Annotated in this window: 5 protein-coding genes and 1 pseudogene; all 6 read left to right on the top strand. The window is 73.3% G+C overall.

All coding sequences use genetic code 11. From position 1 onward, the window contains the following. Positions 1–325: pseudogene (locus I59_RS16485) on the top strand (gfo/Idh/MocA family oxidoreductase); the annotation flags it as partial. Beyond that, positions 322–1,209, top strand: coding sequence for a sugar phosphate isomerase/epimerase (locus I59_RS16480; protein WP_022904818.1), 888 nt, complete (start codon positions 322–324; stop codon positions 1,207–1,209). The pseudogene I59_RS16485 and the gene I59_RS16480, both read left to right, overlap by 4 nt. Beyond that, positions 1,206–2,492: a mannitol dehydrogenase family protein gene (locus I59_RS16475; RefSeq protein WP_022904817.1), complete on the top strand. Its 1,287-nt coding sequence runs from the start codon at positions 1,206–1,208 to the stop codon at positions 2,490–2,492. The genes I59_RS16480 and I59_RS16475 overlap by 4 nt, the downstream gene beginning before the upstream one ends. Next, positions 2,489–3,841 (top strand): D-mannonate dehydratase ManD, encoded by a 1,353-nt coding sequence (manD, locus tag I59_RS16470; RefSeq protein WP_022904816.1) that lies wholly within the window; start codon positions 2,489–2,491, stop codon positions 3,839–3,841. The genes I59_RS16475 and manD overlap by 4 nt, the downstream gene beginning before the upstream one ends. A gap of 31 nt (positions 3,842–3,872) precedes the next feature. Beyond that, positions 3,873–4,862, top strand: a complete 990-nt coding sequence (locus tag I59_RS21100) for a hypothetical protein (RefSeq protein WP_022904815.1) — start codon at positions 3,873–3,875, stop codon at positions 4,860–4,862. Positions 4,863–5,137: 275 nt separating this feature from the next. Further along, positions 5,138–6,535, top strand: coding sequence for an RbtT/DalT/CsbX family MFS transporter (locus I59_RS16460; RefSeq protein ID WP_022904814.1), 1,398 nt, complete (start codon positions 5,138–5,140; stop codon positions 6,533–6,535). Positions 6,536–6,571 lie beyond the last annotated feature (36 nt).

The raw sequence follows: 6,571 nt of genomic DNA, 5'->3' as shown, positions 1-6,571 counted from the left end.
GAACGCCACCGCAGTCGCCGACGCAGTCGACCAGAAGTCCGACGTCGTCCCGCCGGAGCACGTCGTGGGCGGCCCGACCGAGCCCGACCACTTCGCGCCGGGCCACGCCCGCCAGTACACGGACATCGTCGCCGCCGTCCGCGAGGGTCGGGAACCCGGCGTCACGGTCGACGCCGCCCTCGTGTCCCTCGCCACCGTCCGCGGGCTCTACGTCAGCGCGACGCTCGGCAAGCCGGTCCGGATCGACGACGTCATCGAGGGCGTGTACGACGACGTGGTGCCGGTCGTCGGCGCCGCGATCCCCACCGAAGGAGCCACCCGATGAAGTTCTCCGTGTTCACCGCCTCCACGCCCGACTGGTCCCCGGCCGAGGCGGCGCAGACCCTCGCCGAGCAGGGGTGGGACGGCATCGAGTGGCGCGTCGTCGACGACCGCCCGGCGGACGGCGCCGAGGTGCCGGCCGGCCGGTCGTTCTGGACCGGCAACCGGTCGACGTGGCAGTTCACCGGCATCCAGGACCAGGTCGGCGAGATCGCCCGGATCACCGACGCCGCGGGGCTCGAGTACTCCGGCGTCGGCGGCTACCAGCCGGTGTCCGACCGGGACGGCGTCGACACGATGCTCCGCGTGACCGCCGAGCTCGGCGCCCGCCAGGTCCGCGTGACCATGCCGCACTACCGGCAGGAGCGCGAGCGTACCGGCGCGACCTACCCGCAGCTGTTCGACCGGACCCGTGCCGACCTGGAGTGGGCGGCGGGCCGCGCGGCGGAACTCGGCGTCAAGGCACTCGTCGAGCTGCACCACATGACGATCACGCCGTCCGCGTCGGCCGCCCTCCGGCTCGTCGACGGGCTCGACCCGGAGCACGTCGGCGTCATCCACGACCTCGGCAACCTCGTCATCGAGGGGCAGGAGGACCACCTCGCCGCGTTCGAGCTCCTCGGCCCCTACCTCGCGCACGCCCACGTGAAGAACGCCCGCTGGGTCGACACCGGCGACACCCGGGCCGACGGGTCCGCGATCTGGCAGAACGAGTGGGCACCGCTGCGCGACGGCCAGGCGTCGGTGTCCGACTACCTCGACGCCCTCCGCCAGCACGGCTACGACGGCTGGGTGACCATCGAGGACTTCTCCACCGACCTGCCGCTCGCGGAGCGAACGGCCGACAACCTGGCGTACCTCCGGTCGCTCGTCCCGGTGGCGGCATGACCGACCGCCGCCCCGGCATCGTCCACCTCGGCATCGGTGCGTTCGCTCGCGCCCACCTCGCCTGGTACACCCAGCGCGCCGACGGGGACCGCTGGGGCATCACCGCGTTCACCGGGCGCTCGCCCGACGTCGCCGAGGCGCTCAGCGCGCAGGGCTGCCGCTACACGCTCGTGACCCGCGCCGCGGACGGCGACACCGCCGAGGTGATCGACACCGTCGTCGCGGCCCGCCCGGGCACCGACGACCCGGCCTGGAGGCGCGCGGTCGCGTCCGCCGACACGACCATCGTCACCCTGACGGTCACCGAGCAGGGGTACCGGACCGGCTCGGACGTCCCGGCCCGCCTGGTCGCGGGGCTCGACGCCCGGCGTGCCGCCGGCGCCGGTCGGATCGCGCTCGTGTCGCTCGACAACCTGACCCACAACGGCGACGTCCTGCGGTCGGCGGTGCTCGACGCCGTCGACGACGACGGCCTCCGCGACTGGATCGGGTCGAACGTCGCGTTCCCGAGTTCGATGGTCGACCGGATCACCCCCGCGACGACGGACGCCGACGTCACGTCGATCGCGGACCTGCCCGGGGCGCTCGACGGCGACCGGGTGCCCGTGGTCACCGAGCCGTTCGCCGAGTGGGTGCTCGAGGACCGCTTCGCCGGGATCGAGCGTCCCGCGTGGGAGACCGCGGGCGTCCGGCTCGTCGAGGACGTCACGCCGTACGAGCAGCGCAAGCTCTGGCTGCTCAACGGCTCGCACTCCCTCCTCGCGTACCTCGGGCTGCTCCTCGGGCACGAGACCGTCGCCGACGCCATGGACGACCCGCGCTGCCGCAGCGCCGTCGAGCAGCTCTGGGACGAGGCCGCCGCCGAACTGCCGCTCCCCGACGCCGAGGTGGCCGCCGCCCGACGCGCCCTCGTCGAGCGGTTCGCGAACCCGCGCATCCGGCACACCCTCCGGCAGATCGCGTCGGGTGGGTCCGAGAAGCTCCCGGTGCGGATCGTCGAGGTCCTGCGCCGCCGACTCGACCGCGACCCCGCCGCCGGCATCGGACCCGGGGCGGCGACCGCGCTCGCCGCGTGGTGGCTGCACGTGACCGAACAGCCCGAGCTCGTGAGCGACGCCGGAGCGCCCGGACCAGACTCGGACGTGCACGACGTCCTGCGGGTCGTCGCCCCGGATCTCGACACCACCCCCGTGGTCGCCGCCGTGACCGCAGCCGCCGACCGCATCCGCACCGAACGGCGGGGCACCGCCGCAGCCCGCACCGAAGAAGGAGCCCACGCATGACCGACACGACCACGAACCCCGCGGCCCCGGTGCCCGGGGCCACCGACTCCGGTGCTGCGACCGACCCGACGGCCGGCCGTCCGGACACCTGGGCGTCGACCGACCGCGGGCAGCTCGTCGACCGGGCCGAGGTCATCGTCACCAGCCCGGACCGGAACTTCGTGACGCTGAAGATCACCACGGTCGACGGTGTGACCGGGCTCGGCGACGCCACCCTCAACGGCCGGGAGCTCGCCGTCGCCGCGTACCTGTCCGAGCACGTCGTGCCGCTCCTCGTCGGGCGGGACGCGAGCCGCATCGAGGACGCCTGGCAGTTCCTCTACCGGTCGTCCTACTGGCGTCGGGGCCCGGTCACGATGGCCGCGATCGCCGCCGTCGACATGGCGCTCTGGGACATCAAGGCCAAGGTCGCGGGCATGCCGCTGTACCAGCTGCTCGGCGGCGCCTCGCGGACCGGGCTGATGGCGTACGGGCACGCATCGGGCAAGGAGCTGCCCGAGCTGTTCGACTCCATCCGCGAGCACCAGGCCGAGGGCTACCGCTCCATCCGCGTGCAGACGGGCGTCCCCGGGCTGGAGAGCATCTACGGAATCGCGTCGAACCGGACGACCGAGGGCAACGCGGGCGTCCGCTACGACTTCGAGCCAGCGCAGCGCGGGGCGTACCCGGCGATGGAGGACTGGGACACCCGCGCCTACCTGCGGCACGTGCCGACCGTGTTCGAGGCCGTGCGGAACGAGTTCGGTCCCGAGCTCCCGCTGCTGCACGACGGCCACCACCGGATGACCCCGCTGCAGGCCGCGAAGCTCGGCAAGTCGCTCGAGCCCTACGACCTCTTCTGGCTCGAGGACTGCACCCCGGCCGAGAACCAGGAGGCCCTGAAGCTCGTCCGCCAGCACACCACGACGCCGCTCGCGATCGGCGAGGTGTTCAACACGATCTGGGACTTCAAGGACATCATCCGCGACCAGCTGATCGACTACGTCCGCGGAGCGGTGACGCACATGGGCGGCGTCACACCCCTGCGGAAGACGATGGACTACGCGGCGATGTACCAGATCAAGTCCGGGTTCCACGGACCGACCGACATCTCACCCGTGGGCCTCGCGGCGCAGATGCACCTCGGCCTGGCGATCCACAACTTCGGCATCCAGGAGTACATGCAGCACGGGCCGAGGACGAACCAGGTGTTCCGGCAGACGTTCACCTTCACGGACGGCTACCTGCACCCGGGCGACGAACCCGGCCTGGGGGTCTCCCTCGACGTCGACGAGGCCGGCAAGTACCCGTACGAGCAGGCGTACCTGCCGTTCAACCGGCTCGCCGACGGCACCGTCCACGACTGGTGACCCACCAGCGGAGCGCGGGCATGCTGGGCTGATGGAGTTCAGCGAGGTCGCCGGGGAGCTGCTGCTCGCGGCCCCCGGCGACTTCGTGCGTGCCCGGACCGCGCGGCAGCGGGCGGTGCGGAAGGACGACCGGGCCCTCGCCACCCGGATCGGGTCGCTCCGGAAGCCGGCACCGGCCGCGTGGGTCGTGGACCTCCTCGTGCGGGACGGCGCGCTCGACGAGGCGATCGACCTCGGTCCCGCGCTCCGGCAGGCCCAGACCGACGCCGACCCGGACGAGATCGCGACGCTCCGGAAGCAGCGGGCCCGGCTCGTCCGCAGGCTGACGGACCGGGGAGCCGAGCTCGCCGTGGACGCGGGGCACGGGGTCACCCGTGCGGTGCTCGACCAGGTGGGAGCGACGATCGAGGCCGCGATGATGGACCCGCACGCCGCCGCGGCCGTGCGGTCCGGTCTGCTCGTCCGGCCGCTCGAGAGCGTCGGGTTCGACGGCGTCGACCTCGACGGAGCGCTCGCCGACCCGGACGCGGTGCCGGGTGCATGGTCCGGCTCCGACGCGCCCCCGATCCCGATCGACCACGCGAGGGGTCGTGGGCGGACGCGCCGTGGCGACCACCGAGCGGACGCGGGCGGTCCGTCGGGGTCGACCCGTGCCTCCAGGCCGTCAGCGCGCACGCCCGGGCCCGTCCCGCAGGCGGCACCGGACGACGCGGCACCGGTGCCCCACCGCGGGGCCGCGCGCCGTGCGGAGGCCGACGCGCGTCGCGCGTCGAGGGAAGCCGACGCCGCGCTCGACGCGGCCGAGGAGGCACTCGACGGCGTGGACGCCCGACGGCAGGCGCTCGAGGAACGTCGCGCGGGACTCGCGGCCGAGCTGGAGCGACTCGTCCGGAACCTCGAGGACCTCGCGTCCGAGACGGAGCGGCTGCGCGACGCCCGGGACGACGCCGAGCGCGCGAGCGACCGAGCCCGAGCGGAGTTCGAGGCAGCACGGGGACACCGGAGCGGACGCCGCCGCTGACGCCCGGTGCGGCGAGATCGTTACGCAACAGTTGTCGTTCTTGACCACCGGCGTTGGAGCGGTCTAACCTCGGGGACCATGCTTCGGGCCGGCGATGGTCCGCCGGGCACCACCCCGCCAGCAACGGGGTGCCCCGGGCACAGGACTCGCATCATCGCCGACGTCCCGAGCGTCCGCTGCCGGCGGGCGGTCGGGCGGACGGTGCGCGGCGCACCCCGGAGACATGCCGCGATGCCGGGTCGAGCACTCCGGGGGCCCTCCAGGAGAGACGACACATGTCGGAACCCCGCACCACCCAGACCAGCACCCTCACCCCGCCGAACGGCGTCCCCGCACCGGGAACCGACCTGACGGCTCCACCGCCCGTCCGCGAGCGGGTCGGGCTCCTCGCCCGACTCGGCATCCCGCACTCCCTGCGCTGGGGCTTCCTCGGTGTGCTCGTCTTCATGACCGGCGACGGCATCGAGTCGAACTTCATCGCCCCGCACATCGCCGGCGTGCTCGGCAGCGGCGGGACCGACAGCGCCGCGATGATCATCGGCATCTACGGTGTCGCGGTCCTCGTCGCGTCGTACTTCGCGGGCGTCCTCTCGGACCTGTGGGGGCCGCGGCGCGTGATGACCGTCGGCGCGGTGCTCTGGGTGGTGTTCCAGGTCGCGTTCCTCGCGGCGCTGCCCACCGCCTCGGTCGGGCTCATCGCGCTGACGTACTTCCTGCGCGGCCTCGGCTTCCCGCTCTTCGCGTTCTCGTTCCTGTGCTGGATCAACCACACCGTCGCCCGCGAGCGGAACGCCACCGCCGTCGGCTGGTTCTACGTGGTCTTCACCGGCGGGCTGCCGACCCTCGGTTCGCTCATCGCGATCGGCACGATCCCGGCGCTCGGCGGCGGATCGCTCGGCGAGACGTGGTCGATGGCCCTGTCGCTCGTGTTCGTCGTCGTCGGGTGGGTGATCGTCCGCTCCGGCGTGCGCGAGCCGACCGGCCTCGGCCGCATCGCCCCGCGCGAGCAGTCCGCCGCGCGGGTGCTCGCTTCCGGCATCGAGGTCTGCGTGCGGCGCCCGAAGGTGCTCCTCGCCGTCCTCATCCGCCTCGTGAACACCGCGCCGGAGTTCGGCATGTTCGTCATCATGCCGGCGGTCATCGGGACCGAACTCGGCTGGGGGCAGTCGAAGTGGCTGACGATGACGGTGATCGTCTACGCCGGCAACATCCTGTTCAACGCCTTCTTCGGCGCGCTCGGCGACCGGATCGGGTGGATCCGCACCGTGAAGTGGTTCGGCATCGCGGCGTCCGCGGTCGGCCTCCTCGCCTGGTGGTACGTCCCGCACCTCGTGCCCGCCGGCTCCGAGTGGGGTTTCTGGCTCGCGACCGCCGCCGGCACCGTCTTCGGCATCATGCTCGCCGGGTTCACGCCCATGGGTGCCATCGTGCCCGCGTTCGCCGGTGCGGAGCGCCGCGGTGCGGCCATGGCGATGTACGCCACGGCAGCCGGTGGCGCGACGTTCCTCGGGAACGCCGTCGTCGGCCTCGTGCTGCCGTGGGGCGGGGGCAGCGGCGTCGTCTGGACGTTCGTCGCGCTCTACGCGCTCGCGTTCGTGGTGCTGTGGTTCCTCAGGGTGCCGGAGGAGGCCGCGTCCGGGCACGAGCCGGAGCCCGCTGCGGTCCGGCGGTAGCCCGGNNCNNGTTGNNGGCNNGGNGGNGNGGNGNGG

This window comes from Curtobacterium sp. B8, from assembly GCF_000333315.1.
Taxonomy (GTDB): domain Bacteria; phylum Actinomycetota; class Actinomycetes; order Actinomycetales; family Microbacteriaceae; genus Curtobacterium; species Curtobacterium luteum.
Note: the sequence above shows the minus strand (reverse complement) of the source record. Positions and strands in the feature narration are given on the sequence as shown.

Excerpts from the sequence above, each read along its gene's own strand:
- I59_RS21100 (WP_022904815.1), top strand. The coding sequence starts at position 3,873 with ATGGAGTTCAGCGAGGTCGCCGGGGAGCTGCTGCTCGCGGCCCCCGGC.
- I59_RS16480 (WP_022904818.1), top strand. The coding sequence starts at position 322 with ATGAAGTTCTCCGTGTTCACCGCCTCCACGCCCGACTGGTCCCCGGCC.
- I59_RS16460 (WP_022904814.1), top strand. The coding sequence starts at position 5,138 with ATGTCGGAACCCCGCACCACCCAGACCAGCACCCTCACCCCGCCGAAC.
- I59_RS16475 (WP_022904817.1), top strand. The coding sequence starts at position 1,206 with ATGACCGACCGCCGCCCCGGCATCGTCCACCTCGGCATCGGTGCGTTC.
- manD (WP_022904816.1), top strand. The coding sequence starts at position 2,489 with ATGACCGACACGACCACGAACCCCGCGGCCCCGGTGCCCGGGGCCACC.